Genomic DNA, 24,919 nt, shown 5'->3' on the forward strand with positions numbered 1-24,919 from the left:
CGGGGCACCGTCGTCATCGCCGGGCGGCTACTGCGCCGCTTGGCTGGTGGTCACCACCTTGGTCCACGGTCCGGCGGGCGGCGAGTCCACGAACCGCCAGGACACGTGGTCGTTGTCGCCGTCGAGGTCGGCAAAGCCGAGGCAACCGTTCAGGGCCGGCGATACATCCATTCCTGCCCCCTGGGAGGCGTCTCCGCTGAACTGCGTGTTGGCAGGGCGGGCGTTGTTGCTGCCGAAGACGTAGCCGGCGTCGTGGTAAAGCGAGCCGCTGGACGGTCCGGCGTCCTCGATCTGCCCGTAGCAAACGTTCCCGTTCGGGCCCGTGAGCTGGACCCAGCGGTTCTTCATGTAGCTGTAATTGCTGTTGGCGCAGTTGTTTACCCCGGAGGTGGCGTTGTCCGCGGCGGCCCACGGGATGTCCGTGCAGCGGCGGGCGAAGGCAGTGGGGTCGTTCACGTCGTCGTACGGCAGGTCCAGGTAAAACGGGTTCTGCTTCGGCGTGGGCTGCCTGGTGGGGAAGTACCCGTTCGCCGCGGTCCGGCGTTCCGTAGTGCAGACGAAGGTAGCAGCCGTAGTCCCGGAGCTCACACCGTCGCAGCCGCCGTAACTGCTGCCCGGGCACGCCGACGCTGTGGATGGCGTCAGGTAGGGCTTGACCCCGGTGTGGCGGTACGCCCACTGGGAATCGTAGGTGGAACAGACCTGCGACCCGTCCGAGACGCTGGCGTTGAAAATCTCGCCCACCCAGAACGTGGTGGCGACGATGTTCGTGTGGACCGGGTATTTGCCGCTATTGGCCAACGACGCCGACGACGGCTGGCCGATGCCACTGCCGGCGGACCACGTGAGCGACCCGCCCTGGAAGTCCTGCCGGATGCTGCCCGCACCGTTCGCGTACTCGTTGCTGACGGGGTAGCCGAGCTTCCCGTTTTCCCAACCTTGCGCGGCCCACGCGGTGCCGATCGCGCCGGTGGTGGGGTGGGCACCGGTGGCCGGGGACCAATGGATCTGGCCGCGCTCGTAGGCCTGGTACGCGCCGCCGCCGGTGAGGCCTGTGGCTTCGTTGCTGACGGGGTAGCCGAGCTTCCCGTTTTCCCAACCTTGCGCGGCCCACGCGGTACCGATCGCGCCGGTGGTGGGGTGGGCGCCGGTTGCAGGGGACCAATGGATCTGGCCGCGCTGGTAGGTCTGGTACGCGCCGCCGCCTGCCAGTCCCTTGGCCTCGTTGGAGGCAGGGTAGGCCAATGGCCCGTTTTCCCAGCCCTGCGCTTCCCACGCGGTACCGATGGCCCCAGTGGAGATGTGGGCGCCTGTGGCTGGGGACCAGTGGATCTTGCCGTACTGGTAGTTCTGGTAACAGCCGCCGTTGGCGAGGCCGCAGAGGACGGCGGAGGTCGCCGGGCCGAGGCCGGAGCCGATGGCCGCCGACTGGATGTCCGCTGTGGCCGCTGGGGGAACGCTGGTTGCGGCAGGTGCCTGCAGCTTCGGGGCTTGGGGATGTGCGGCCTGTGCGCCCGTGGCCGGCAGCAGCACGAGTGTTGAAAATACCGCCACCAGGGCGCGCGCGGCGAACCTGCTCCGGACTGACGTGGGAGTGCGGCTAATCATTGACGGTCATCTCGTGTCGCCTGGACTTCCCGGCCCGGCCCCGGTGCGGTGGCAACACTGGGAATCGTGTTGGGCCCGCCCGAGGCAGATCTCCCGCTGTGGCGCATGACACACCTAGGCGCTAATGATGGCCATGTTACCAAAGTGACTAAATAACTATTACGGTGCTTCTGTGCGGGATGTTATGGCGTCATGAATTTTCAGTTCGGGTCATTCCGTGAGCTGGGGCCTTGGGAAGGGACCGACTGGCACCGGGAGTGACCGGGTCCTAGACCAAGGTGCTGAGGGCTGAACCGTAGCTGGGACGCTAATTTAGGTCCGGGTTCCCCGGCCGCCGGTGCCTGTGGTGCAACTCGTAGCTGTCGAACACATCGGCGGACGTGGTTCCTGCATGGCCGAATTTGCCGCGAAGGACGTCGGCGAGTCCGTCCAGGGCCGCGTGGAGCATCCGTCCGGCGAACTGGAGTTCAGGGCTCTCGCTGCTCTGGGCCTGGGATGCCAGCTCCTGGGCGTAGGCCACCGTGGCGGGTAAGGAGCCGCGCTGCTCGATTTCGCGGAAGTAGTAGGTTTCATGGAACGCGAGCAGGTCTATGCTCACCGAAGCCACGTTTCCGGCAATTGACTCCAGCAGCCCGGCTGCGTGACCGGGATCCAGTGCCAGCACACCTGCCGGACCTGCGGCCTCCCGGAACAGGGTCAGCTGGTGGGCAAGCGCCCGGCGGCGGTTCAGGGCCGGGAACGTCTGCAGGATCCAGGTGACCGTTGCTGTCAGCAAGCCGAAACCGGTGACGGCTTGGAGGGCAACAACCAGCCTTAGCACCGGATGCGCTGCCACGATGTCGCCGAACCCCACGGTGGAAAGCGTGACCAGGGAGATGTAGAGGGCTTCGGCAAAGTCGGCCCGGAGCGGAACCCCGGCTCCGTAAACAAAACCGTCGGTTAGATGGGGCAGGTAAAGCAGGGCCCACCCGATGGCCGCCAAGGCCGCCCAGGTGCCAATGACTGCGGCCATCGCCAAGGGCGCTGCGATGAAGGAGCCCCGCCCCCGCAGTTTTCTCGAGACAAGCCAGAATCCGCGCATGATCGCCCGGCCCAGAGGACCGGAACCATGCGGGTAAAGGAGCGTGCGAAAGACGTCGACGAGCATCAGTAGAACCAGCCCGGCGCCCAGAACCGTCCAGAGCGTGTCCTCGATGTCCATGGCCTCATCTTAGGGGCGAGTGCTTCCTGAGGAGCAGTTTGCATGCAACCATCAAAGTGCCGGCAACCCGTGCAGCGGCGGAGGCTTCGGGGTGGCCACCGGGTCCGAATGGATGGCGGTCATCCTCAGCGTCGTCAACGGCGTCATCCTGGCGGTGGCCGTGTTCGCCGTGCGCTGGCTGTATCCCGCCCGGAACCGTGCCCTCATTGCCCTGGCGGCCGGGGCACTTTTCGGCCTGCTGGGTGCCGCGATCACCCACGGGTAGTCACCCCGGCAGCGCACCGCCGTCGGGAATTACGACGGCGGTGCGCTGCTTTGCCGCGGGCCCGGGCTCAGCAGCTAGATGGGGCTGCCGAACTCCCGGATCGTAATGCCGGTGAAGCTGGCCGGGCCGCCGTCGGCGTAGAACGAGATCCCGGTGTCGCCGTCGGCGAAATGAACTTGCTGTGAGAGCACCGTGTGACCGCCGTTCACGAACACTTCGACGCTCTGTGTGTCGACGAAGATGCGCAGGTGCACCGATCGCGCGTTGGCGTCGATGGGCGCGGCAGCACGGGTGTAAGGCGCGAGCGCGTAGCGGCTCTGGTCCGAGGGTGCGCGGTCGACATACAGCTCGTCGCCGTACTTGCCAACGTTCGTGTGGCGCAGGCCGTCTGGGGAGCGGCCTACCGAGACCCCAACGTTCGCAGCCGCGTCCCAGAAGATGTCGAGTTCGAGCTCGTAGGCGCGCCCCCTCCATGGCAGCACGGAGCTGCCGTTGACCGTGCGGTTTGGGAGTGTGGTGGTCGCGGTGACGTAGCCCGAAAGCGCTTCGACTGGGGTGCTGAGCAAGCTGTACCAGCCGCCGGATTGGCGCTCCAGCCGCAGTTCCCGCACGATCGAGTTCTGCCCGTTGTACCCGTCGGACGCATCGGTGGGCACGTCGCGGGCCGCATACTTCCAGTTGTTCATCCAGGCGATGGCGAGGCGCTTTGTTTCCGGCGCCTGGACCGACGGCCACGTCACGGCGGCGTACCAGTCCCAGCCCCAGTCGAGCCACTGCGGTGTGAGGTTGCCGGCAATGAACGCTGTGCCGTTCCAGGTGCCCGTCCAATACGCATAAGTCATCGGCAGGCTCACACTGTAGGCATCCATGCTCGCGCCGAGCACGCAATGCCGTGTACCGTCGCCGGCGGTCATCTCGAACAAATCGGGGCACTCGATCCCGCCGAGGGCATGGTTCGGGTAGTCGAAGTTTGATTTCCACTGCCAGTCCCGCAGGTTCGGCGAGGTGTAGAACGCCGCGTAGCGCGCCCGGCCGATCACGCACACCCATTCGGTGCGAACCGCGTCCCAGTGGATTTTGGGGTCGCGGAACCACTCTGCGTTTTCGATCTCTGCGGGTGTGGTGGCCGTGCGGCCGTCGGTGTTGACGATCACCGGGTCGGGGAGGGCCGTGAAGGTGTAGCCGCCGTCGGCGGACCAGTAGAGGTACTGCTCCTGGTACTTGCGGATTCCGCCGGTCGGTTGTGTTGCGAGTGCGATCACCGCTCCGGCGCCGAAGCCGGCGGTGTTGTCGGCGTCGACGACGGCGGATCCGGACCACACCGGGAAATCGGGCTGCAAGGGCATGACCGTGCCGTGATGGGTGAACGACACGCCATCGCTGGTGGTCGCATGGTCCCATCCGCCCGGGCCGTTATTCTGCCCGGAGTGCAGGTAGTAAAGCTGGTGGGCGCCGTTGGTATAGACGGGGCGCTGCGGGTCGCACAGCCAGCCGGACGGGGGAGTCATATGAAAGACGGCCCGCAGGGATGACCGGGCGTGCGCTGCAGCGGGGACGGCGCTGCCGGCGAAAAGCGTAAGGGCTCCGATGCCTGCGCCGTGCAGGGCAGAGCGTCGTGAAATGTGGTGCGTCATCAGGTGGTTCCTCTCAACGTTGAGGGGCGCGGACTCTTACCGGCTACGCAGACGATAGTGCGATTCACAGATAGTGGTCAAGCGTTTAATCAAAATGAGTTTGGGGCTGGCCCGGAGCGAAGCGGGTTGCCGTCGGACGAAAAAATAAACATTGCTAAAACGCTTGATCACCGCGAATAATGACGCTAAGTTCATGGTGATCAAACGCTTTAGCAGAATGGACATCAGCGCAGATGAAACGCTCAGTCTTCTTCCAGCCCACCGATGGATGGGTTGGTGACCTCATCCCCTTCGAGAAGGACGGAGAGTTCTGGCTCTTCTACCTCCACGAAGTACGCTCGGACCCGAAACCGGGCACGTCATGGAACCTCGTCACCACCAAGGACCTCACGCAGTTCGAGGACCACGGCGTTGCCCTGCAGCACGGCGCCGAGGACGACCTGGACTTCAATGCCTACACGGGCAGCGTCGTCGTCGATGAAACCGGCATCCACCACCTGTTCTACACCGGGCAAAACCCGCGCAACCTGGGAGCGGACGGTGCACCCCTCCAGTTGGTCATGCACGCCACGAGCACCGACGGAATGCAGACCTGGACCAAGCATCCCGAACTCACCTTCGGCGCTCCCGATGGCTTCGAGTCCGGGGACTGGCGGGATCCGTTCGTGTTCCGGGATGAAAGCAATGGCCGGTGGAGGATGCTGCTGGCGGCCCGGCACTCCACCGGACCGGAACGGCGCCGCGGCGTCATTGCCCAGTGCGTCTCCACGGACCTGATGACCTGGGAGTATTCGGAACCTTTCTGGGATCCGCGCCGGTACATCACGCACGAATGCCCGGACGTCTTCGCCTGGGGCGGCTGGTGGTACATGGTCTACTCCGAGTTCTCCGAATCATTTACCACGCGGTACCGCATGGCCAAGAGCCCCGACGGGCCGTGGACCGTCCCGGACCTGGACAGCATCGACGGCCGGGCTTTCTACGCCTCAAAGACTGCCGAACGCGACGGCCGACGCTTCTTCTTCGGCTGGATCGCCAGCAAGGAAGGCAACACCGACGACGGGCCCTGGCAGTGGGCCGGCACCATGTCCGTCCTGGAAGCCCGCCAAAACCCGGACGGGACACTCGCGTTCAGCTTCGCTGACGAACTCGTGGACAGTTTCTGGGACGACGTCGCCGTTTCACTGACGAGCGGGCTGCCCACACGGCTGGACGTGCCGGACGGGTACACCGCCGTCGTATCCGAGGAAGAACTGCCCAGCCAGTTCTATGCCAAGGCTGTGCTGGACATCGCCCCCGACACCACCGAATGCGGGCTGCTGTTGCGTTCCAGCCAGGACGGGGACCACTCGTACGTTCTGCGCCTGGAACCGAAACGTGGCCGGCTCGTCTTCGACCGCTGGCCCCGGGCCATCACCGGAGACGCCCAATGGCACGTGTCGGGGGACGTTCCGTTCGACATTGAACTGGAGCGCCCCTGTGATCTCAGCCCCGGCCAGCACACCCTGGAGGTCATCGTCGACGGCGACCTGTGCGTCGCCGTCCTCGACCGGCAGGTGGCGCTCAGCACCCGGATCTACGACCTGCCCACGGGACGGATCGGGCTTTTCGCCGGCGAAGGATCCATCACCGTCACCGAGCTTGAAATACGCCAGCGCACCGACAACTGACCATCCCCACCCCAACCTCTGTTCCAATCAAGGGAGATTGCCGCAATGAAAAAACTATTCCGTGCTGCCGCCGTCGCAGCCGCCGCAGCCCTGGCTTTGTCAGCCTGCGCCGGCGTAGGAGCCTCCAGCGACCCGGCCAATGTCAGCCCCACCGGGGAGATCAAACCCCGTGAAATCTCGTGGCTGCTGTCACGTCCCGCCGACGGGGCAGTCATCAACATCATGAAGAAGCTCGCCGACGACTATGCCAAGGACCACCCGGGCTTCGCACTGAACCTCATCACCACCCCGGACCGGCCCTCCTACATCCAGAAGCTGGAGACCCTGGCCGCGGCCAACAAGCTCCCGGAGCTCTTCGACACGGACGCCACGCCCTTCGCCCAGCAGCTGGCAAAGCAGGGCAAAATGGTTGACGCCGAGAAGCTCCTGAAGTCACTGGACATCTACGATGACTACCGGCCCGGGGCCCTGGACTACCAGCGCTTTGACGACGGGTCCTTGTACATGATCCCGTTCCAGTTCGAGCTGGAATATTTCTGGTACAACAAGGCACTGCTGGAAAAGGCCGGCGTCACGGTGCCGAAGTCCCTCGACGACCTCCCGGCAATGTGCACGGCGCTGCGTAGTGCGGGGATTACGCCGATCGCCATTGACGGGCAGGACCAGTGGCCGCTGGAACGCTACGTGGCCTATCAGCCGTTCCGGGAAGCCGGTCCGGAGTTCGTCCAGAAGCTGAAGAAGGGCGAGGCGACGTTCGCCGATCCCGCCGGGCAGAAGACCGTTGAATGGATGGCCGGGCTCGGCAAGGCCAAGTGCTTCCAGGATGGCTTCTCCGCCCAGGGGTACTCCGACGCGCAGAACCAGTTCACGTCCGGCCAGGCGGCGATGTACAACATCGGCACGTGGGAGCTGCCAAGCCTGGCTACCGACAAACTGAACTCCGCAGTCCGGGACGACATCGACTTCTTCACCCTGCCAACCACAGACGGTTCGGTGACGTCGGCCAACGAGTTCGTCTCCCCGTCCGGCATCGGAATGGCGGTCAACTCCAAGACCTACGATCCGCTGGTGAGCGACTTCCTGAAGTTTGCCCTGGAGAAGTACCCGGCCGAGTACGCGGCCACCGGTGCACTCTCACCCACCACCAACGTGCAGACGACGGTCCCGGCCAACGCCACCCCGCTGTATAAGAAGGCGCTGGAAACGGCGGACACCCTCGGGGCAAAGCAGGCCATGCCGTGGGACACCCAGCTGGACCCCACCACCAACGGCAGGCTCCAGCAGGAACTCGTGCTCCTGGTGCAGGGCAACATCACGCCTGAGCAATTCACCAGCACCATGGACAGCACCATCAAGCAGAACGCCCCCAAGTTCTTCAAGTAAACCGCAGCGGCGGGGGGCCGGAAGGCCCCCCGCCCGAAAGGCCCAGCCATGCTTCCCAACAGGTCAAGGACCTCAGTCCTGGTTTTCCTGCTTCCACCATTGCTGCTCTACTGCGCAGCGGTACTCTTCCCGATTCTTCAGTCGTTGTTCCTCAGCTTCTTCTCCTGGAACGGCATCAGCGACATGGAGTTCGTCGGGCTGGATAACTACGTCCGGATGCTTACCGCCGATGACATCTTCTGGCGTTCGTTCTTCAACGCGCTCCTGTACCTGGCCATCTGCCTGGTCCTGCAGCTCGGCGGCGCCCTGGCCGTAGCCAGCCTGCTCACGTCCCTGCGCCGGGGACGGGAGCTCATCAAGACCCTGTACCTGCTGCCCGCCGTGATCTCCACGGTGGCGATCGCGTTCCTCTTCGTGCGCATCTACTCCATCGACCCCGTGGGACTGCTCAACCAGCTGCTGCATTGGATCGGGCTCGGCAGCTTCGAACGCGCGTGGCTGTCTGACGTCAACACGGTGCTCGCTGCGGTCTCCGCTCCCGAGGGCTGGCGGTTCACGGGGCTGTACATGCTCATCATCTACGCCGCGCTGATCGCCGTTCCCAAGGAACTGGAGGAAGCTGCGGTGCTGGACGGCGCCTCAAAGTGGACGCTCTTTACGAAGATCCGTTTCCCTTACATCCGGCCGGTGTGGATCACGACGACCATCATGGCCACCACCTACGGCCTGCGCGGCTTCGACATCCCCTACCTCATGACCAACGGCGGCCCGGGCCAGTCCTCTGAACTGCTCACCACGTACATGTACAAAACGGCGTTCACCAGTACCGACTTCGGGTACGCCAGCACCATCTCCGTGTTCATCGTGATCGAGTGCCTGGTCGCCGTCGGCCTCATCCTGTTCATGCTCAAGCGGAAGGCAGACTCATGATCACCCAAACGGCCCCGGCTACTCCACCCACCGCCGTCGTTCCCCCAAAGCCCGCCATCACAAGGCGACGCCGGAAGCCCAGCCTGTACCGGACCCTGTCGCGGGTGCTGATCATGCTGATCGTGATCGTCCAGGTCTACCCTCTCGCCTGGCTGTTCCTGACCAGCCTGCGCACCGAGCACGACTTCGCCACCGGTGACCCGTTCGCACTGCCGAGCTCGCTGACGTGGGAGAACTATGCGCGGGCGTTCGAAACGGGCGATCTTGGCAGGAACATCCTGAACAGCTTCATCGTCACGATGGGTGCCAACGTCCTGATCGTCCTGTTTGGCATGATGGCCGCCTACGCCATCCAGGTCCTTGGTTTCCGCCTGAGCAAGTTTGTCCGCGGGCTGTTCCTGATCGGAATCATTGTTCCCGTCCAGATCGCCCTGGTTCCGCTGTTCATCGACTACTCAACGGTGAACCTGCTGGACACCTACCAGTCGATGATCATCCCCCTGGCCGGCTTCGCGCTGCCCATGTCCATCTACCTGTTCTCCTCGTTCTTCGAGTACATCCCGCGCGAAACCTACGAAGCCGCCTCCCTTGACGGCGCCGGCCCGTACCGGATCTTCGGACTGATCACGCTGCCGCTGTCGCTGAATACCGTGGTCACCGTGGTGCTGGTCAACAGCATCTTCATCTGGAATGACTTCATCTTCGCCAACACGTTCGTCCTCTCCGAGGATCTGAAGACAATCCCCTTGGGCCTGCAGAACTACATCGGTGCCATGGGCAAGGTGGATTGGACTGCCACCTTCGCTGCTGTGTGCGTCACCATCACGCCCCTGCTCCTGGTCTTCCTTGTACTCAACAAGGCCATGATCCAAGGCTTGGAAAGCGGGGCGACGAAGGGATGACGGCTATGGCAGATGGATATACTCCTGATGGAGGACAGATGATTTCGAAGGAGAAAGACTCAGGCAACGCGGCCACCCCCGACGTTCCTGTGAGTAAAAGCCGTGCCCAGCCGGTGACTCTCCGCGAAGTTGCTGAAGCAGCCGGTGTGTCCACTGCCACGGTGTCTCTTGTGATCAACAAGAAGAAGAACGCCCGCATTGCAGAGCAGACGCGCCAGCGCGTCAAGGATGCGATCCGGCAGCTCGGGTACCGCCCCAACGCCATGGCGAAGACGCTGGTCAGCGGCACCTCACGGTTCATCGGGCTCGTGGCCGATGGTGTGGCTACGACGCCGTTCGCGGGTCAGATCATCCATGGGGCGCAGGACGAAGCCTGGAAACACGGCTATGCGCTGCTGATCGCCAACACCGAGGGTAACCGCGATCTGGAAACGGATGCGATCGCCATGATGCTGGAGTACAAGGTGCGCGGCATCCTGTACTCGACGTGGTTCCACCGTCCCACTGTCGTGCCGGAAACACTGCGCGAGGCGGACTTCGTCCTGGTCAACTGCTTCTCGCCGGAGCCCGGCGCTGCCCGTGCTGTTGTGCCCGACGAAGAGCAAGGCGGGCGGTCCGCGACGGAAATCCTGCTCCGCGGCGGCCACCGGCGCATCGCCTTCATCAACGCCACCACCCCCGCGCCCGCCAGGGACGGACGGCTTCAGGGTTACAAGGATGCGCTGGAGGCTGCCGGCATTCCGTTCGACCCGGAGTTGGTGCTGGAAGCCTATCCGGACCAGGAAGGCGGATACGGCGCCACCGAAGAGTTGCTCAAGCGCAACGTCGCCGCTGTGTACTGCTACAACGACCGGATGGCCATGGGGCTTTACGACGGCCTGCGGGAAAACGGGCTCTCCATTCCGGATGACATGGCTGTCGTGGGTTTTGACAACCAGGAAGTTATCGCCGCCCACCTTCGGCCTCCGCTGTCCACAGTGTCCCTGCCCCACTACGAACTCGGGGCGGCAGGAGTCCGCATGCTGCTGGGCCTTGACGAGGCCTCCAACGACGCCGCCGTGAAGATCATGTGCCCCGTCGTTGAACGGGCATCCGTGGCTGTGCATTCGCCGGCTTAGGTTGCCGGGGCGCCGGGTACGGCGTAGAGAGATAAAGTACGACGGCGGCACCCGGGTTGGGTGCCGCCGTCCCGCTCACACTGAGGCGCGAAGCCTGTTGAATGCCAGCGCAGCCAGGAACCGTGCCTGATCCGGCAGCACACCGTCGTCAAAAATCGCCCGCGCCGAATGGATCGGTGCCCAGTCTTTCGGGTCCATGTCCGGTGAGCCTGCGCCCAAGTGACCGAACGCTCCCGGGACCTGCAGGAGAACGCAGGAGAAGTCCTCGGAGCCGGCCTTCGGATGGGCGAGGAGTTCAAAACGGTCCTGCCCGTAGAGCGAGGCGGCTGTTTGCTCCCAGAACATGGCCTCTTCGTTGTGGTTGATGGTGGCAGGCAGCTTGGGCGTGAAAGAAACATTCGCCGTGAGCTGGTGTGCCTCGGCAAGCCCTCGAAGCATGTCCGGAAGTTCCTGCTGCAGGCGCTTTCCCACGGCCGGGCTGAAGGACCGCACTCCAGCCGTGAAGGCAGCGGTGTCGGGAATGATGTTTGCCGCCGTTCCACCGTGGAACTTTCCTACGGTGAGGATCACGGGATCGAAAACGTTGAACCTGCGCGTCACGAAGGTCTGCAGGGCGCCTACCATTTCGGCTGCAACTTGCACAGGATCAAGCGTCTGGAAGGGGCGCGATCCGTGTCCTCCCCGTCCCAGGACTTCCACCTGCAGTTCGCCCATCGCCGCCATGTACGGACCCGGTCGAGTGGTGAACAGGCCCGCCGGGGCGTCGGAGGCCATATGGACGCCGTAGGCCGCGATAGGACGCGGGCCCGCCGCGTCCAGGACACCTTCGGCGATCATGATCTCGGCGCCGCCGTGCCCCTCCTCGCCCGGCTGGAACATGAAAATGACATCGCCGGGGAGCTGGTCCTTGACGGCGTGCAGGAGTCGGGCGGCCCCGATGAGTCCCGCGGTGTGCAGGTCGTGCCCGCAGGCGTGCATGGCACCGTTGGCGGAGGCGAAGGACACCCCGGTCTTCTCGGTGATGGGGAGTCCGTCCATGTCGCCGCGCAGGAGGACTGACGGTCTCGCAATGCCGGGTTCGGTGGGAAGTCCGCCGCGCAGCACGGCGACTACCGATGTGGAGTTACTGCCGAGGGTGATCTCGAGGTCCATGCCGCGCAGGGCTTCGAGTACGCGGCCCTGGGTGCGTGGCAGTTCCAGTCCGAGTTCGGGATCGGCGTGCATCTCCCGCCGGAACGCAACCAGGTCGCCGGCCAGCGATGTGTCTCGCCCTAGCGCCGCTCCGATGACATCTGTGGGCGTGGGTGTAGCAATGGTGCTGGTCATGGGGATATTCTCCGGTCTGATCTTGACGCTGATCGATCTACAGGAAGCGCGCCAGGAAGCTGCGCGTCCGTTCGTGTTGCGGGTTGCCGATCACTTGCTCAGGCGTCCCCTGCTCCACCACCACGCCGCCGTCCATGAAGACCACCCGGTCGGCCGCCTCGCGGGCGAAGCTGATCTCGTGGGTGACCACCACCATGGTCAGGCCGGTGGCTGAGAGTTCGCGCATGGTAGCGAGAACCTCGCCGACCAGTTCCGGGTCCAAGGCGGAGGTGGGCTCATCGAACAGCATGAGCTTGGGGCGCATTGCGAGTGCACGTGCGATGGCCACTCGCTGCTGTTGGCCGCCGGAGAGCTGTCGGGGATATGCGTCTTCCTTGCCCGCCAGGTTGACCTGCGCCAGCAGCTTCCTGGCTCGCCCTGTCGCCTCGGCCCGGGATTCCTTTTTGATGCCCACGGGGGCTTCAATGATGTTTTGCAGAACGGTCATGTGGGCGAAGAGGTTGAACTGCTGGAACACCATACCGATGTCCTGGCGTCGGCGGGCTACCTGGCTTGGTGCAAGTTCGTGGAGCCGGCCGTGCTTGACCTCGAAGCCCACATCTTTGCCGTCCACCAGGATCCGGCCGCCGTTCAGGTCCTCCAGCAGGTTGATGCACCGCAGGAAAGTGGACTTGCCGGATCCTGAGGGGCCCAGGATGACCACGGTTTCACCTTGGGTGACTTCCAGGTCGATGCCGGAGAGGACCTCGGTGTGGCCGAAACTCTTCCGCACACCCTTCGCGACGAGGACCGGGCCGTTGGTCAGGGCTGCTGTTTCATTGGGGGCTGTAGCTGTCTGGGTCACAGTGTTTCTCCATGGTCTTTGGCGGGAGCCTGCACGCTTCCAGCGGCGGGGACAGCTGCGGGCTTTGCAGGACGCTTGAACCCGCCGGTGAGGAACTGGAAGAACCCCGGTTCGTCTCGCTTGGAACTGCGGGAATAGTGCCGTTCGATAAAGGACTGGCCGATGTTGAGCAACGTGGTCAGGACGAGGTACCAGATCACGGAGACAAGCAGCAGCGGAATGGTTTCGAACGTCCGGTTGTAGATGGACTGCGCGGTGTAGAACAGGTCCGCCATCGCGATGACGCTTACCAGCGAGGTTGCCTTCAACATGCTGATGACCTGGTTGCCCGTGGGCGGAATGATGAACCTCATGGCCTGGGGAAGGATCACCCGCCGCATGACCCGGTAGTTGGTCATTCCCACTGAATAGCCGGCTTCCCGCTGGCCGGGGTCGACTGAAAGCAGTCCGCCACGCACAATTTCTGCCATGTAGGCGGCCTCGTGGAGGCCCAGGCCGAGGATTGCCACGAGCATCGGGGTGACAACGCTGTTGGTTTCCGTGGACCACATCGGCGGTGCGAACGGGATGCCGAAGGAGAGCTCAGGAACCAGAGCCGAGAGGTTGTAGAAGAAGATCAGCTGGACCAGGAGGGGTGTTCCGCGGAAGAACCAGATGTAGCCTGCTGCGAAGCCACTCAAGACCGGGTTTTTGGAGATGCGGCAGATGGCCAGGAGGACGCCGAGGACGGTGCCCAGGAGCATCGCCACCACGGTGAGTCCGAGCGTCATGAGCAGTCCCTTGAAGATGACGTCGGAGAAGAGGTACTTGCCAACCGTTCCCCATGCGAACCGCTCGTTGGTGATGAACAGCTGGAGCAGTTGGGCTGCGAGGATGGCGATGATGCCGACGGCGACGAGTCGCCAGGGGTGTTTGCGGCGGGAAGCCTGGGAAACGTCGAGCTGGGGTTCGGTCACGGGGGACGCTTTTGTCAGTGTCGTCATCAGGAGACACCCAGATTCAGTCCGGGCTCGTCAATCATGTTGCCCTCGAGCTTGTGGTCTTTCATGATCTTTTCGTAGGTGCCGTTTTCATACAGGATGTTGAAGGCCTTGAGGAGCACGTCAGCCATCGGTGAGTCAACGGGTACAACCGCGCCCTGGAAGAGGTCGTTGAAGCCGTTCTTTTGGCCGGTCCCGGTCAGCTCGAGGGCGCCGTTGGCCTGCTCCACGAAATAAGTCAGCGGTGCCTGGGACGAGAAGAAGGCATCGGCGCGGCTGGACTGTACGGACAGGATCGCGGTGGGCTGGTCTTTATAGGACTGCACGTCGATGGCGGGGTTTCCGGCGGCGGTGCATTTCTCCGAGTGGGCCTTGATGACCTTCTCGGCTGAACCGCTGGCCATCACGGCGATTTTCTTTCCACACGTCGATTCGAGGTCCGAAATTCCCGCAGGGTTTCCCTTCCTGACAGCGAAGACCACGTATTCCTGGACCCAGTCAACGAACGTTCCCTGTTTCTGGCGCTCTTTGAAATCGCCCACGGGGCCGAGGTCCACGTCATAGCGGTTCGCGGCCATTCCGCCCAGGACGCTGGCAAGGCCATCCACGGTGACGTGTTCGATCTCTACGCCCAGCAGCTCTCCCATGGCGTCGGAGATATCCGCTGTGGCGCCGTCCATTTCACCGTTGGCTCCGACCACTGTGTACGGGGGGAAGGACCCGTTGTTGACGGCCACGATCTTCTTGGCCGCCTTGATCTTTTCGGGCAGGGCATCATGCAGTTCCTGGTTGAAGGCCTGCGGTGCAGCTGAGCTTTCAGAGGAACCGGTGGTCGAGCCTGCCGGGCTGGAGTCGACGGCACACCCGGTCAGGGCGAAGGCGACGACGGCGGCTGCGGCACCGAGTTTGCTTGATGTTTTCATTTTCATACCTGTCTGCCGTGGGGGATTCATGGGAGTAAACGGGCGGCACGGAGGGTTGCCGCCGGAGGTTGGTCAGGACAAAACGTCGGAGGGTTCGGGCTTGAAGGGGAAGAGGGCATCATCGGCCAGATGGCTTGCCAGCAGACCCTGCGCGATCATCTCGGTCTGGAGGCCATTGATCATAGGTTGGTTGTGTTTCCAGCCGGTTGCCATCCAGTTAGCACCAAACACCCGGGTGGTCTCCGCCAGGGCTTCGTTCTGCCAGGGCGTGATGTCCTGGAGTTTCCCTCGGCGGCTGTCGCTCAGGATCCGGGAGGACTCGAAAAGGTCCACCAGTTCCTGCGCCGCCCCCGGGTTTGCCTCGAGGACGCGGGTTTGAACGGCCAGCAGGTGGATCCCGGGTACATAGCCCGTTGACCGGTAGTAGTCCTCTTCCGCGGCGCGGGAGTCCCGGAACAAAGTGCGCAAAGGAGAGCCGGGCTCGTAGAATCCTGCCGGCATGAAGGGCGTCATAATGGCGTCCAGCGCCCCGCGGAGGAGCATGTCCACCATGGGTTCCTCGTTTTCACACGGCTGCACATTGTCCGGGACCGCGATGGCGCCGATCCGGTCCTGGATGGGGTGGCCTGCGGTGAGCCGGCCGACGCGCCATTCGGCGTCCTCGATGCCGACACCCGCTTGGCGGAGGATGGCCCGGGTCCAGGTGTTGCCGGTGTCCACCCAGCCTGTCAGCCCTATCCGGGCGCCGCGGAGGTCCGCCGCCGATTCAAAGGGCGATTCGGTCCGGGTGATGATGCACCGGTGCCGGAACCCGCGCATGATGAAGACGGGCAGGGCGGTGACCGAAAAGTCGCCGGCTGCGCGGGCCCTGATGTAGCGGCTGAACGAGGTTTCGCCGCCGTCGAGCCCTGGCTCGGACCAGAGGTCCGGGGTGATCTCCCGGCGCTCAAATGCATAGCGTTCCTGGGGCACATCGCCCAAGGCCAACGGGATGACGTGATCCCAATTCCGGGTGGCCAACTGAATTCGTTTCACTGAAGTTCCTAACTGCGATCTCTGCTGCCGACCAGACCGGTTGTGATGTGGGCTACGGACAACACCGTATGTTCAGTTGCAGAAACTGCACAAGAGGGTATATGTTACTGAACATAACTAGGGGGTTGGGATGGAATCTGTAGAGGTGACCGCCGAAGGAACACACCTGTCGGCGGCGTGGCTCAGCGCCCAAATTTCGGAGGCGTCGGCCACGGGCATAGCCACCACTGTCACGCAGCTGATCCGGGCAGGCGAGGTGGCAGCCGGAGTCCAGCTCCCAACGGTCCGGGCCCTGGCGGCCCGGCTGGCGGTGAGCCCTGGAACGGTCTCCGCGGCGTGGAACATTCTCCGAAAGCAGCGGGTGATTGAGGGATCCGGACGGCAGGGGATCCGTGTCCTCGAGCGTCCTGCCCTGCTCGCCCCGCAGAGGTTTGAGAATGTCTCCAGGTACTGGCAGGGGGACGTGCTGGACCTGACGCTGGCCGCGCCGGATCCCCTTCTGCTCCCCGATCTGGCGGCAGCCATAGCCAACGCGGGCCCTGATCCGGACATGAATTCCTACCGCCGGCCCGGGATCACCCCGGCACTGGTGGACGCCGTGAAGCCCGGCTGGGGCTGGGAACCCGACAGCTGGCTCGCTGTGAACGGCGGCTACGAAGGCATTCTCCTGCTCGTGTCGTCCAGCATCCTGCCGGGGCAGCACGTCGCGGTGGCGGACCCGGCCACCCCTCGGCTGTTGGACATCCTTGAGCTGGCCGGCGTCGTGGTTGTTCCCGTGGCGACGGACGCGGACGGTCCCGTCCCGGAGTCTCTGAAACAGGCCCTCACCAAGAACCCTGTCGCGTTCATCTACGAACCGTGCGCAAACTCCCGGTCGGGCACGAACATGACGCCCGCGCGTCGGGACCTGGTTGCTGAGGTATTGCGGGAATCCAAAGTGCTCATCATCGAGGATGACGGCTTGGGCGATCTTGCCGTAGGCCCTTATGCCGGCATGGGTGCACTTCTTCCGGCGCAGACGGTGCAAGTCCGCAGTTACTCCAAGTCCCACGGGCCAGATCTCCGGATTGCCGTTATCGGTGGTCCCGCCGAGCCGCTGGAGAGGGCCAGGCTGTACAGGCAGTTTGGGGCGGGCTGGACCAGCCGGATCCTGCAGAACGCGCTTGCATGGATGCTGACCAGCGAAGCCGTCAAGGCGCAGGTACAGCATGCGCGCAACGAATACGCCAAGCGCCGGACGCACATAGCTTCGCTGCTCGCCGACCGCGGCGTAACGGTGGAAAGCCACGACGACGGGCTGGCGCTATGGGTGCCGGTGCTGAATGAACAGCAGGCGCTGCTGGTATTGGCCTCGCACGGCGTGGCAGCGGGCGGCGCCTCAGGCGGCGCCATCCGGGGCGGCCAACCTCAGAGCATCCGCCTGGCCATAGGCCGGCAATTGGAGCATCCTGAGGAAGTCGCCGACCTGTATGCCATGGCGTCCCGCGCCATCTAGGCCCACCGGCGGCCCGCCGGCGTCGGGAGTTCCGACGGCGGCACCCGGTTTGGGCGGCGAATTCACCTTGGTCCGCCCACGCTAAGTTTGACGGGCGGCCAGGACTTCCTTGATCCGGGTCAGGTAGGGCCTCATTAGGGTTTCCCACCATTGGTCGGGGTCCTCTGCAAGCACTTCGTTTGCAGGGAGTTCAATGACTGTTCCAAGAGTGAGAGTGCATCCAGTTGAGGTCGGTTCCAGGCGATAGGTCGAGCGACTATTCATCTCGCCCGGCGATATGGGCCTCGTCGTTGCCCACCGTGGGCTCTCTTCACCGATGACCTCGATGATGGAAACCGAACCGTCGCGGCGAATGAAGCACTGCTGTTCCCCGACGCCAATAGGTGTCCCCGGCACTGTGAAGGCCCGCTGTGCGTCAGAGAGCAACACGGCGCTCTCGGCCGGTCGGATCAGCGACCAAACAGTGTCGGCATCATGTTCGTAGGATTCAGAGGCGTGCGCGCTGTAGGTCTTGGTGTGTCCGGCCGTGCCAGCGGCCTCCGCATTCCGGGCACACTGCACAGCCCGCTTGTGTCTGTGGTTGACCACACCGGAGGCGATGAGGAGCGTCACCAACATGGCGGTTGCGGTCAAGATGATGCCGAGCCCTAGCTCCGGCCTGCCGTAGTAGCTGATCACTGAGGCGAGCACGGCGATGGACAGGTAGCCAGCACCGAAGAGGACGTTGTGGAGGACCTTGATGAACGTGATCACGTGGTCATTATCAACTGCGTCCGCCTTTGGCTGTGAGAAGCCGCTACCGCGCGGCGGAGTCCGGCACCGAACCCGCCGAGTCCACCGAACCCGCCGGACCCCAGGAGGCGAGGAAGGCGAGGCCCGCGGCCACCGCGGCGCTGAGTACCACTGCGCCCAGCCAGAGCGAGACGGGCCAGCGGATCGCGTCCGTCACCGCGAACGCCACGAGCTGTCCCGTCCACAGGACAGCCGCGATTCCTCCCATGACCGCCGGCAGCCGCCTGCGCAGCCAGGTTGCCGGAAGCCGGGCCAGCAACAGGTCAGAGACGACGGCGGCAATAGTGGCGCCAGCGGCTCCAGCAATCGAATACGTGTGGAAGCCCAGCATCGCGACGGGCAGCCATGCTGCAGCGGCCACCAGCAGGGTGACAACCCCGCGGACCGGACGCCTCGCCGCGGAGAGCGTGAAGAGCAACGGGGCGATGATCAGCAAGGTGGTCAGCAGGTAGCTGGCCAGGGTGACGACCACAGGCATCTCCGACTGGACCCGCCCGGGGCTGCCGAACGGCGTCGGAACAAAGAGGGCCGTTGGCCCCGGCCGGACGAAGGCGGAGACGTAGATGAGGAAGAACGCACCCAGCCCGGTCATAAGTACGACGGCGAACAGCGCCGCCGGGGTCAGGGCCGGGTGGTCGTCGGGGCCGGCTGAGTGACTCGCCCGGGCGCTCCGGACCGCGGTGCCGAGGATGAGGAAGAGGCTGAAGCCCAGGAGCAGGTGGGTGGGGCTGACCAGGGCGTCCAGCGAGACCTCGATGCCCAGGAGCTCGTGCCACAGCAGGTCCAGACCGCCGGCGATGGCAAAGAGGATGAGCCCCGTCACAGTTCCCCGGTAGCCGGGCGGGATGGACTGCACCAGCGGCTGCCCCGGTGTCCGGTTCCGCCGGATCACGACGGCGGTCCACGCCGCCGTCGCCAGCATGCCGGAGTAGAGGGCGGCGTGCCACGGGGTGAAGAACGTCTCCAGGCTGGGCAGGTTCAGGTGCGCCCAGCCGTCCAGGAAGACGGCCAGCACCAGCCACAGGCCCAGGAGTTCGGTGACCAGGTCGCGGCGTCCGCCGGTCCTGGTGTTGCGCGCGATTTCAAGCATCGTTGGCCACTTCCACGAAGGTGTTCGGTGAGGGATGGTGCCCTTACGGCACGAGCACGATTTTTCCCGTGGCAGCCGAGGACTCCAGCATTTCGTGAGCGCGACGGGCATCGGACAGCGGCAGGCGCTCAGCCACGACCGGGTGGATCTCGCTGCGACGGAGCATCTCGAGCAGGACGCGGAAGTCCTCCCGGAACCAGTCCTGGTGGCGGATGCGCAGCTTCTGGATCCGGTAGGAGAGCACCCGCCGCCGGGGCGAGAGCAGGCCCCAGAGCGCGACGCTGATGGTGGCCGCCCACCACTCGACCCACCCCCGCCAGCTCTTCCGCCCGCGAACCAGGGTGGAATAATGCCCGAACACGACGAGCCTCCCACCGGGTCGCAGCGTGCGGAAGGAGCGTAGCGACAGGGCGCCGCCAAGCCCGTCAAGGGCAACGTCGACGCCTTCGCCGGTCAATTCGCGCACCAGCGTGACGAAATCCTCGCGCTGGTAGTCGATCGCAACCGCGCCGAGCCGCTCCACGGCGGGGCGGTCGCTGGCTGAAGCGGTGCCGTAGAGGCGAAGACCGGCCAGCGTTCCCAGCTCGAGGACTGCGGTGCCGACCCTGCCGGCTGCGCCGTGCACGAGCAAAGTTTCCCCGCTCTTGGCCATTGCCACGCGGTGAATCAGCTGGTAGGCGGTCATATAGGGGAAGACGAGGCTCACAACCTCCGCCGGGTCGAGGTCCTCGGGCACTTCCACCGCGTACGCCTCGGGCACGCAGACAAGCTCCGCGTTCGCGCCCCATACGGTCAGTGCTCCGACGCGTTGTCCCCCACGCAGCCTGTTGCAGCCCTCGCCCAGCTGGTCGACGACACCGACCAGTTCGTAGCCGGGCGTGAACGGCGGCTTCGGGACGCCGAAATAGGTGCCGGCGCGCAGTTGGGAGTCAGTGAATGACACGCCGGACGCCAGAACCCTGATCCGAACCTCGCCCGGACCCGGCCGGGGATCGTCGGCGTCCACCACCTTCAGGACCTCTGGACCGCCGAAATGGTCGACGACGACACGCTTCATGCGGCCAGCGTACGCCCGGCGCTGGTGGTCAGGTCAGGGACTTTGGTCCGGTCTCGGAAAGGAATATCCGGAGGAGCTGAAGTGAGGGCCCGGCGTCTAAACCTGGGATGTTCTGGCAGTAGCAGGTCGCTTCCACAGCGCGACCGCGAGGACAGCTACCCAGAGCAGGAACGCTCCAATGCTGATTCTTTCGCCGATGCCCAGCACGAGATTCGGTCCCGGGGCCGCCATGAAGGCAACTATGCCCATCACCGCGGAAACAGCGAGCGAGGCGATGGAGTACGCGCGCATTCGGCCGTGGAACCCCGCAGCCACGAAGCACATTGCCGAAACCATAAGGGCGAGCTGGACGTTGGTGGCGAGGATATGCATGGGAATGGAAGCATCGTCCCCCAGCGTCAGCGGGTAGAGGGCGCCCACGATGTTCCACAGCCCGTACCCGATGAGCAGGCCGCCGCCGATGCGCAGGGCGCGGTTGCCGCGTACGGAGTTCCAGACGCCCACCCCGAACGCGGTAAACAGCACAGTGTAGAGCCACGTGAAGGGCACCAGGACGTCCCGGCCGGGGGATCCGACGGCGAACAGTTCGCTCACCATCTGTTCGGTGCGGCGGTATCCGTCCCACGCAGACGCGGCCACGACGTCGGTGGCGACCACGTAGAGCAGCGAAGACAGCGCTCCTGCCGCGAGAAGGGCCTTGCGAGTGACGTCACGGCGCTGGCTTTCCTGCGTCGCGGCCCGCCCGCGCACCGGGAGCCGGTGCTTGTCGATTGACATGTCCGGATGTCCTCAGTGCCCGCGGTCTGGCAAGGCTCGGTGCAGGGGCCCGCGGGCGTCCGCCCCAGCGCCTTTCTGTTTAAAGCTTTAGGCCGGTTGCCGCAGGTTGATAGGGCCGAACGGCCTTGCCCTTCGCCCGTAAGTACCGACACATGCCCCGGGGTGGCTGGTATAGGCTCCCTTGGGACCTGAACAGGCATTGCTTGGGACCGCAACAAGCATCAACTGCAAAGGGTGGGGAATACCTTGGATCTGCTGGGCGGCCTGAGCCGCGACGAACTTCGCACTTTTTCTTGGATTGCGGCCGCCGTCTTCGCACTTGTGGCCGGCCTCTGGCGTTGGCGCAGACTCCATTGGACTGCGCTTGGTGCCGTCCTGCTCTTCGCGGCCCTCAATGCGGGTGCCGGGATCTACGTCCTGAACACCTTCCGTGATTCGCGCTGGTCGGCGGGGGGAGAACCGCCGTTGAGCGCTCCGTCGTTTTCCGAGACGCCTATCGTGGGGCAGTACTTTGGCCCCCTGGACTCCGCCCTGCAGGGAATGGTCGGTGGGGTGAACGATTTCCTGGCATTCAAGCAGGCGCTTCCCGTAGCCCTGGACTTCCTTGCCGTGTCCGGCTGGGCCCTGCTGCTCTCGTTCCCGCTTGCCGTTCTCGCCGCGGTCATCAGTTTCGCCATGGCCAGGCGCCGGGCGGCGGAATTCGAAAAATACCGTACCAAAGTTGACCTGCTCGAAGATGAGCTTGAGCAGGTCAAGCGGCAGATCTCTGCAGCGGCGGGCGGCGGCCACGGCACACCTGTATCCTGACAATGTAGGTTGAAGGGCCCCAGTGGCCATCGACCAAGCTCAGTTCGTGGCCGGATGACGGCCGGAAACTTGGGCCGTGGCCTTGGACGTCGTGGAATCACCGCCGCAATCGTCAGTCGCCGATCGGCTCCTCTGACGCTTGGAATGGATCTTTATCACTACCGACACGCCAGCTCCCGCGGGAATCCCGACGTCGGTCCTCAACCACTCGCGCGCAGCTGCGGTGGATGAGCGTGCCCTCGTGACCTGGGTTGAGGCTGGTGAGAGCATGAGCGCGCGATGGCGTTCGGCGAACGGCAGGCCGGCGCCGACGCGCGTCGAAGTGGTCTCCGACTCCCTCACGGCCGATCAGGCGAACCGGATGGCGTCACAGGGGATCGCGATGCTCTGGCATGGTGACTTCCACAACGCACGGCAGATCCTCAACGCCCTGGACCGCCGGGTAAGCGCCGGAAAGAAGACCGCAGGCACTCCGGCCGATAAGTTCTATCGGCACCGCCAGTCCCGCTCGCACCGTGCACGCGTTCTCGGCCTGCTGCTGATTCCTCTTGATCCGGGCCCGGTGGTGCCGCTGCGCCGCGCACCGGACATCCGGCAGGCCGCCGCTGAAGCGTACGGCGAAATCGGCGAAAATTCCGTTGTGTCCCTGCACGAGCTTGTCGGGGCAATTGGCGCCCACGAGTGGCGGCGGAATGGCGTCCACGTCGATGCGCTGCAGGGCCGCATCCACCCGCACTATGGCACGTTCTTCCCCACCCGGAGTGAGTATGTGGATCTCGTGGCCGCCGCTGCGCTGCCCTCTGACACGCTGGCGTTCGACGTCGGAACCGGCACCGGGGTGCTCGCTGCGGTCCTCGCGCGCCGTGGTGTCCACCGTGTGGTGGCGACGGACAATGAACCGCGCGCAATCGCCTGCGCCGCTGAGAATTTCCGCAACCTCGGAGTCCAGGACCGTGCTGAGGCCGTCCTGGCCGACATGTTCCCGCCCGGACGGGCGCCGCTGATCGTGTGCAACCCGCCCTGGATTCCGGCCACGCCGCATTCCAGCCTGGACAGCGCAGTCTACGACCCCGGGAGCCGGATGCTGTTCCGCTTCCTGAACGAACTCTCCGACCATCTTGAGCCGGGCGGGGAGGGCTGGCTGGTCCTCTCCGACCTGGCCGAGCACCTTGGCCTGCGGTCGCGTGGGGATCTGCTGGCCGCCATCGAGGCGGCCGGGCTGAAGGTGACGGAGCGGCTGGACACTAAGCCAACGCATCCGAAGGCGTCGGACCGGGACGATCCCCTGTTCGAGGCGCGCGCGGCCGAGGTCACGTCGCTGTGGCGGCTAGTTCCCCGATAGTCAGAACCTTCCGCCGTCGGGGCATCACGACGGCGGCCCGCCCGCGGCGCCCGGTCCGTCGAACAGCGCGCTGGTGCTGCTCTGGGGCACCACCACGTGGACGGCGTTGCGCTGGACGGTGAAGTCGGCTGGCGTGACCGTCGCGATTTCGCCGTCGAGGTTTACCGGCAGCGGCTGGTCGGTGACCAGCCGGACGTGCCGGCTGGTCAGGTGGTACACCTTGTCGTGTTCGATGAAGCTGCCGTCCTTGAGCAGCCGCGCGATGCTCACGTGCTCCCGGAGCGGGCCCGCCAGGATGGCGTAGATGTCCAGGAGGTGGTCATCGATCCCTGCGGTGGGGGAGACCGTGTTGCCGCCGCCGTAATGCCGGCCGTTGCCGACGGCCACCTGAAGCAGGTTGTCCAGTTCCATCGGCTCGTGGTCCCCCTCGGGGAACTCGAGACGGGCCCGGAACGGCTTGTGCCGGGCATAGGCCCGAAGCGTGGCGATGCTGTACGCCAATGGCCCGATGTACCGCTTCAAGCGGGGGCTCAGAGCCTCCGTCACAGCTACCGACAGGCCCACGGACGCGACGTTGAGGAACGGCTCACCGTTGGCCCGGCCGAGGTCGATGTCCACCACCTTTCCCTCGGCGACGGTGGCGCACGCCTCGGCAAGGTTGTTCGGTATCTCCAGCGTCCGGGCGAAGTCGTTGGCGGTGCCCAGCGGAAGAACTCCGAGCACCACGCTGGTGCCGGCAACCCGACCGGCGGCGTAGGACACGGTCCCGTCGCCGCCGCCCACAACCACCAGGTCGTGCCCGTCCGCAAGCACGCGGTCAAACGTCTCGGCCAGATCACCCCCGGACAGCACTGGGTGCACGGCGGAGACGGGCACACCTGCCTTGCGCATGGCGTCCACCGCAAGTTCGTGTGCCGTCCCTCGGCGTGATCCGGCGTTGATCACCACGGCGGCAGAGCGGGCGTCCCGGGCAGCTTTCATGTTGGACATGCTAGGTCGTGGACCTGAGGGTTTCCTATGGCGACGGCGCCGTTCTTGGAATCCGTGTTAAGGCGCTACTCGTAATCGTCGTTGTCGGGGCGGTTGAAAGCTGGCCTGCGTGTTCTGGGATTATCGCCCAATAATTGGGTTAGTGTCGCGACAAGATAGCCATGTCCTGACGAGGGAGAACCTACTTGGAAACTTCATTCACCGCGTCCAGTTCAATTGTTGGAAAGCTCCTTGAGGAAATTTCGTGGGAGAAAGCCAGGGACTATAGAGCCGGCGGGCAGGGGCGCGAAAATGTCTTAACCGCGGAGGTGCTTGTCGGCCTGGACTTCTTGCCCAGGACCCACTTCCTCGGCGCTGTCATCCAAGCGGCGCAAGGTGCCGATGACGCCCGGAAGAAACTTGTCTCAGAAGCCGAGGAACTGCAGATGCACTTTCTGCCGGGGGATTTTAGCCCCGGTGCAGACGGTCACAAGGCCAAATTGGTGGTCCAGCCCGACGCCATCTTTGAGACCCCTACGACATACACGCTGGTTGAAGCCAAACGAATACGATATGGCAGTTTTCAGCCCGAACAACTGGCCCGGGAATACGTCACTCTTATGTCCAAAGCCGGTACCGCTACGCCCATTCTCTTCCTCTTGGGTGTTACCCCGCCCGTTCGGGTCAAAGGCAACGGCCAACTAGGAATTGCCGAAGCTGTGGGACGTTTCCTCAGCCCCGTTTAGGAGCGGGTGGGCGATCAAACACTTC

23 protein-coding genes are annotated in these 24,919 nt (G+C 64.5%); 10 read left to right on the forward strand and 13 right to left on the reverse strand.

Features of this window, described 5'->3' with window-relative positions; translation table 11 throughout:
* Window positions 1-27: 27 nt before the first annotated feature.
* On the reverse strand, window positions 28-1,608 hold the full coding sequence (locus tag AC07YR_RS12530) for an LGFP repeat-containing protein (protein ID WP_494734127.1): 1,581 nt from the start codon (window positions 1,606-1,608) through the stop codon (window positions 28-30).
* 307 nt (window positions 1,609-1,915) lie between these two features.
* Window positions 1,916-2,809: a potassium channel family protein gene (locus AC07YR_RS12535; protein WP_494734128.1), complete on the reverse strand. Its 894-nt coding sequence runs from the start codon at window positions 2,807-2,809 to the stop codon at window positions 1,916-1,918.
* A 91-nt stretch (window positions 2,810-2,900) separates the two neighbouring features.
* Here AC07YR_RS12535 and AC07YR_RS12540 point away from each other — a divergent pair, with 91 nt between their 5' ends.
* Window positions 2,901-3,074 (forward strand): hypothetical protein, encoded by a 174-nt coding sequence (locus AC07YR_RS12540; RefSeq protein WP_494734129.1) that lies wholly within the window; start codon window positions 2,901-2,903, stop codon window positions 3,072-3,074.
* Between the two features lie 74 nt (window positions 3,075-3,148).
* Here the strand turns inward: AC07YR_RS12540 and AC07YR_RS12545 are convergent, their stop codons facing one another.
* The gene (locus AC07YR_RS12545) at window positions 3,149-4,708 is read right to left on the reverse strand and encodes a glycoside hydrolase family 32 protein (protein WP_494734130.1); all 1,560 of its coding nucleotides are present in this window, start codon (window positions 4,706-4,708) and stop codon (window positions 3,149-3,151) included.
* A gap of 233 nt (window positions 4,709-4,941) precedes the next feature.
* Between AC07YR_RS12545 and AC07YR_RS12550 the strand changes: the two genes are divergently transcribed.
* The 5 genes from AC07YR_RS12550 to AC07YR_RS12570 are packed head-to-tail and all read left to right on the forward strand — an operon-like array spanning window position 4,942 to window position 10,711.
* A complete protein-coding gene (locus AC07YR_RS12550) occupies window positions 4,942-6,378 on the forward strand; it encodes a glycoside hydrolase (RefSeq protein WP_494734131.1) in 1,437 nt (478 codons plus the stop codon).
* A 45-nt stretch (window positions 6,379-6,423) separates the two neighbouring features.
* Complete coding sequence (locus AC07YR_RS12555) at window positions 6,424-7,761, forward strand: ABC transporter substrate-binding protein (RefSeq protein ID WP_494734132.1); 1,338 nt, start codon at window positions 6,424-6,426, stop codon at window positions 7,759-7,761.
* A 48-nt stretch (window positions 7,762-7,809) separates the two neighbouring features.
* Window positions 7,810-8,691, forward strand: a complete 882-nt coding sequence (locus AC07YR_RS12560) for a carbohydrate ABC transporter permease (RefSeq protein WP_055799216.1) — start codon at window positions 7,810-7,812, stop codon at window positions 8,689-8,691.
* Complete coding sequence (locus tag AC07YR_RS12565) at window positions 8,688-9,593, forward strand: carbohydrate ABC transporter permease (protein WP_055799213.1); 906 nt, start codon at window positions 8,688-8,690, stop codon at window positions 9,591-9,593. The genes AC07YR_RS12560 and AC07YR_RS12565 overlap by 4 nt, the downstream gene beginning before the upstream one ends.
* 38 nt (window positions 9,594-9,631) lie before the next feature.
* Window positions 9,632-10,711, forward strand: a complete 1,080-nt coding sequence (locus AC07YR_RS12570) for a LacI family DNA-binding transcriptional regulator (RefSeq protein ID WP_494734133.1) — start codon at window positions 9,632-9,634, stop codon at window positions 10,709-10,711.
* Between the two features lie 75 nt (window positions 10,712-10,786).
* Here the strand turns inward: AC07YR_RS12570 and AC07YR_RS12575 are convergent, their stop codons facing one another.
* The 5 genes from AC07YR_RS12575 to AC07YR_RS12595 all read right to left on the reverse strand — a co-directional run bounded on the left by AC07YR_RS12575 (window position 10,787) and on the right by AC07YR_RS12595 (window position 15,819).
* The gene (locus AC07YR_RS12575; RefSeq protein WP_494734134.1) at window positions 10,787-12,037 is read right to left on the reverse strand and encodes a M20 metallopeptidase family protein; all 1,251 of its coding nucleotides are present in this window, start codon (window positions 12,035-12,037) and stop codon (window positions 10,787-10,789) included.
* A gap of 37 nt (window positions 12,038-12,074) precedes the next feature.
* A complete protein-coding gene (locus AC07YR_RS12580; protein WP_494734135.1) occupies window positions 12,075-12,881 on the reverse strand; it encodes an amino acid ABC transporter ATP-binding protein in 807 nt (268 codons plus the stop codon).
* Complete coding sequence (locus AC07YR_RS12585; RefSeq protein ID WP_494734136.1) at window positions 12,878-13,837, reverse strand: amino acid ABC transporter permease; 960 nt, start codon at window positions 13,835-13,837, stop codon at window positions 12,878-12,880. Before AC07YR_RS12585 ends, AC07YR_RS12580 begins: the two co-directional genes overlap by 4 nt.
* A 26-nt stretch (window positions 13,838-13,863) precedes the next feature.
* Window positions 13,864-14,784: an ABC transporter substrate-binding protein gene (locus AC07YR_RS12590; protein WP_494734137.1), complete on the reverse strand. Its 921-nt coding sequence runs from the start codon at window positions 14,782-14,784 to the stop codon at window positions 13,864-13,866.
* A 72-nt stretch (window positions 14,785-14,856) separates the two neighbouring features.
* Complete coding sequence (locus AC07YR_RS12595; protein WP_494734138.1) at window positions 14,857-15,819, reverse strand: ABC transporter substrate-binding protein; 963 nt, start codon at window positions 15,817-15,819, stop codon at window positions 14,857-14,859.
* A gap of 130 nt (window positions 15,820-15,949) precedes the next feature.
* On the opposite strand from AC07YR_RS12595, the gene AC07YR_RS12600 reads away from it, so the two are divergent.
* Window positions 15,950-17,314, forward strand: a complete 1,365-nt coding sequence (locus AC07YR_RS12600) for an aminotransferase class I/II-fold pyridoxal phosphate-dependent enzyme (RefSeq protein ID WP_494734139.1) — start codon at window positions 15,950-15,952, stop codon at window positions 17,312-17,314.
* An 81-nt stretch (window positions 17,315-17,395) separates the two neighbouring features.
* On the opposite strand, the gene AC07YR_RS12605 is transcribed toward AC07YR_RS12600, so the two are convergent.
* The 4 genes from AC07YR_RS12605 to AC07YR_RS12620 all read right to left on the reverse strand — a co-directional run bounded on the left by AC07YR_RS12605 (window position 17,396) and on the right by AC07YR_RS12620 (window position 21,030).
* Window positions 17,396-18,067 (reverse strand): hypothetical protein, encoded by a 672-nt coding sequence (locus tag AC07YR_RS12605; protein WP_494734140.1) that lies wholly within the window; start codon window positions 18,065-18,067, stop codon window positions 17,396-17,398.
* 43 nt (window positions 18,068-18,110) lie between these two features.
* Window positions 18,111-19,196, reverse strand: coding sequence for a hypothetical protein (locus AC07YR_RS12610; RefSeq protein ID WP_494734141.1), 1,086 nt, complete (start codon window positions 19,194-19,196; stop codon window positions 18,111-18,113).
* A gap of 43 nt (window positions 19,197-19,239) precedes the next feature.
* Window positions 19,240-20,253 (reverse strand): medium chain dehydrogenase/reductase family protein, encoded by a 1,014-nt coding sequence (locus tag AC07YR_RS12615; protein WP_494734142.1) that lies wholly within the window; start codon window positions 20,251-20,253, stop codon window positions 19,240-19,242.
* Between the two features lie 96 nt (window positions 20,254-20,349).
* Window positions 20,350-21,030 carry a DUF998 domain-containing protein gene (locus tag AC07YR_RS12620; protein ID WP_494734143.1) on the reverse strand — a complete coding sequence of 227 codons (681 nt, stop codon included), beginning with the start codon at window positions 21,028-21,030 and terminating at the stop codon, window positions 20,350-20,352.
* A gap of 246 nt (window positions 21,031-21,276) precedes the next feature.
* Here AC07YR_RS12620 and AC07YR_RS12625 point away from each other — a divergent pair, with 246 nt between their 5' ends.
* Both AC07YR_RS12625 and AC07YR_RS12630 read left to right on the forward strand, forming a co-directional pair.
* Window positions 21,277-21,837 carry a hypothetical protein gene (locus AC07YR_RS12625; RefSeq protein WP_494734144.1) on the forward strand — a complete coding sequence of 187 codons (561 nt, stop codon included), beginning with the start codon at window positions 21,277-21,279 and terminating at the stop codon, window positions 21,835-21,837.
* 268 nt (window positions 21,838-22,105) lie between these two features.
* Entirely contained in the window at window positions 22,106-23,179 is a 1,074-nt protein-coding gene (locus AC07YR_RS12630) for a methyltransferase (RefSeq protein WP_494734145.1), read from the forward strand.
* A gap of 24 nt (window positions 23,180-23,203) precedes the next feature.
* On the opposite strand, the gene AC07YR_RS12635 is transcribed toward AC07YR_RS12630, so the two are convergent.
* Window positions 23,204-24,160, reverse strand: a complete 957-nt coding sequence (locus tag AC07YR_RS12635) for a lipid kinase (protein WP_494734208.1) — start codon at window positions 24,158-24,160, stop codon at window positions 23,204-23,206.
* Between the two features lie 194 nt (window positions 24,161-24,354).
* Here AC07YR_RS12635 and AC07YR_RS12640 point away from each other — a divergent pair, with 194 nt between their 5' ends.
* Window positions 24,355-24,894 (forward strand): hypothetical protein, encoded by a 540-nt coding sequence (locus AC07YR_RS12640; protein WP_494734146.1) that lies wholly within the window; start codon window positions 24,355-24,357, stop codon window positions 24,892-24,894.
* The last annotated feature ends 25 nt before the right edge of the window (window positions 24,895-24,919 follow it).

The sequence above is a fragment of the Arthrobacter sp. GW460-12-1-14-TSB2 genome (assembly GCF_059423525.1).

What these genes read in the sequence shown, in the direction of transcription:
- AC07YR_RS12560 (WP_055799216.1), top strand. Translation starts at nt 7,810, where the DNA reads ATGCTTCCCAACAGGTCAAGGACCTCAGTCCTGGTTTTCCTGCTTCCA.
- AC07YR_RS12535 (WP_494734128.1), bottom strand. Translation starts at nt 2,809, where the DNA reads ATGGACATCGAGGACACGCTCTGGACGGTTCTGGGCGCCGGGCTGGTT.
- AC07YR_RS12590 (WP_494734137.1), bottom strand. Translation starts at nt 14,784, where the DNA reads ATGAAAACATCAAGCAAACTCGGTGCCGCAGCCGCCGTCGTCGCCTTC.
- AC07YR_RS12555 (WP_494734132.1), top strand. Translation starts at nt 6,424, where the DNA reads ATGAAAAAACTATTCCGTGCTGCCGCCGTCGCAGCCGCCGCAGCCCTG.
- AC07YR_RS12530 (WP_494734127.1), bottom strand. Translation starts at nt 1,608, where the DNA reads ATGATTAGCCGCACTCCCACGTCAGTCCGGAGCAGGTTCGCCGCGCGC.
- AC07YR_RS12545 (WP_494734130.1), bottom strand. Translation starts at nt 4,708, where the DNA reads ATGACGCACCACATTTCACGACGCTCTGCCCTGCACGGCGCAGGCATC.
- AC07YR_RS12575 (WP_494734134.1), bottom strand. Translation starts at nt 12,037, where the DNA reads ATGACCAGCACCATTGCTACACCCACGCCCACAGATGTCATCGGAGCG.
- AC07YR_RS12620 (WP_494734143.1), bottom strand. Translation starts at nt 21,030, where the DNA reads ATGTCAATCGACAAGCACCGGCTCCCGGTGCGCGGGCGGGCCGCGACG.
- AC07YR_RS12610 (WP_494734141.1), bottom strand. Translation starts at nt 19,196, where the DNA reads ATGCTTGAAATCGCGCGCAACACCAGGACCGGCGGACGCCGCGACCTG.
- AC07YR_RS12630 (WP_494734145.1), top strand. Translation starts at nt 22,106, where the DNA reads ATGAGCGCGCGATGGCGTTCGGCGAACGGCAGGCCGGCGCCGACGCGC.
- AC07YR_RS12550 (WP_494734131.1), top strand. Translation starts at nt 4,942, where the DNA reads ATGAAACGCTCAGTCTTCTTCCAGCCCACCGATGGATGGGTTGGTGAC.
- AC07YR_RS12600 (WP_494734139.1), top strand. Translation starts at nt 15,950, where the DNA reads ATGGAATCTGTAGAGGTGACCGCCGAAGGAACACACCTGTCGGCGGCG.
- AC07YR_RS12565 (WP_055799213.1), top strand. Translation starts at nt 8,688, where the DNA reads ATGATCACCCAAACGGCCCCGGCTACTCCACCCACCGCCGTCGTTCCC.
- AC07YR_RS12570 (WP_494734133.1), top strand. Translation starts at nt 9,632, where the DNA reads ATGATTTCGAAGGAGAAAGACTCAGGCAACGCGGCCACCCCCGACGTT.
- AC07YR_RS12635 (WP_494734208.1), bottom strand. Translation starts at nt 24,160, where the DNA reads ATGAAAGCTGCCCGGGACGCCCGCTCTGCCGCCGTGGTGATCAACGCC.
- AC07YR_RS12615 (WP_494734142.1), bottom strand. Translation starts at nt 20,253, where the DNA reads ATGAAGCGTGTCGTCGTCGACCATTTCGGCGGTCCAGAGGTCCTGAAG.